Genomic DNA, 1,249 nt, shown 5'->3' with positions numbered 1-1,249 from the left:
CGCCCCCCCCCTTGCGCGCCGCCGCCCCGCGCGCCTTGATCGCGCCGGCCCCGCCCGGGCCCGGCAGAGGGGAGCGCGCATGCCCATCGAGGACCCGCAGGCGATGGAGTTCCCCAGCCCGGAGAGCTTCGCCGCGGCCTATTACAGCGGCGCCTTCCGCCGGCTGGTGAAGAAGGTGCAGGCCGATCTCTGGCGCTGCGAGGACCCGCTGCCCTATCTGCGCTTCCTGCAGCTGGTGCTGCGGCCGCGCTGGACCCTGGCCTGGCGCCCGCACGTGGCGGATTTCGCGCTGATGCGCGACGGGTTGCTGGCGGTGCTGGAGCAGGCCCAGGCGCCGCTGCTGCTGCACCCGCCGCAGGAGGATCCGGGCGGCGAGGGCTGCATCCACCTCTCCTGGCACACGCTGGGGCGCAAGCCGCGCACCTGGCACTACAAGGCCGGCTACCTGCCCGGCATGCTGCAATGCGAGCGCGAGGGATTCTCCGGCTGGTCGGAGCTGTGCAAGCTGCCGCAGAAGGAGATCACCCGCATCCCCGCCCCGCTGGCCGAGGCGCACCACACGCGGCTGCGGCGCGATTATGCCGCCGCCGGCGCCTCGAAATGGCGGCAGGACGCGACGGCGCCGCCGCCCGCCGCGCGCGATTACGTCCTCGTCGCGCTGCAGCTGCCGAATGATTCCGTCGTCACGCTGAAGCGCTTCGAGGCCGGCTATGTCGCCGGGATGCGCGCCGCCATCCTGGCGCTGGCGGCGGCCGGGCTGCCGGTGGTGGTGAAGCGCCACCCGCTCTGCACCGACCGCGCCGTGGCGGCGATGCTGGAGGAGGTGGCGGCCCATCCGGGGGTGGAGCGCAGCGCGGCCTCGGTGCACGCGCTGATCCCGGCCAGTTGCTGCGTGCTGACGGTCAATTCCGGCGTGGGCTACGAGGCGCTGGTCTATGACCGGCCGGTGGTGACGCTGGGCCGCGCCGATTACGACCGCGCCACGCTGGCGCTGGACGACCCGGCCGGCGCGCCCGACGCGGTGCGGCGCGCCATCGCGCGGCACAACCCGCTGCTCGCCCGGCAGCTGGTGTTCCTGGCGCAGAATGTCTTCCAGATCGACACGCGAACGCCGCTGGCCTTCCAGCGGCTGGTGTTGCGCGCGCTGTGCGGCCACGCGCTGGAGCGCCCCGAGCGTTGAGGCCCATAACGAAAACGGGCCGCCCCTTCCGGGGCGGCCCGCGATCCGTTCAGCCGATCCGAGGGATCA

General features: G+C 73.7%; 1 protein-coding gene. It reads left to right on the top strand.

Going from position 1 to position 1,249, the window contains the following annotated elements; genetic code table 11:
• Window positions 1–79 precede the first annotated feature (79 nt).
• A complete protein-coding gene (locus HMPREF0731_RS19565) occupies window positions 80–1,180 on the top strand; it encodes a capsular polysaccharide export protein, LipB/KpsS family (protein ID WP_007005947.1) in 1,101 nt (366 codons plus the stop codon).
• Window positions 1,181–1,249 lie beyond the last annotated feature (69 nt).

Source organism: Pseudoroseomonas cervicalis ATCC 49957 (genome assembly GCF_000164635.1).
GTDB classification, from domain to species: Bacteria; Pseudomonadota; Alphaproteobacteria; order Acetobacterales; family Acetobacteraceae; genus Pseudoroseomonas; species Pseudoroseomonas cervicalis.
The sequence above is the reverse complement of the archived record's forward strand: the minus strand, read 5'-3'. Positions and strand labels throughout refer to the sequence as shown.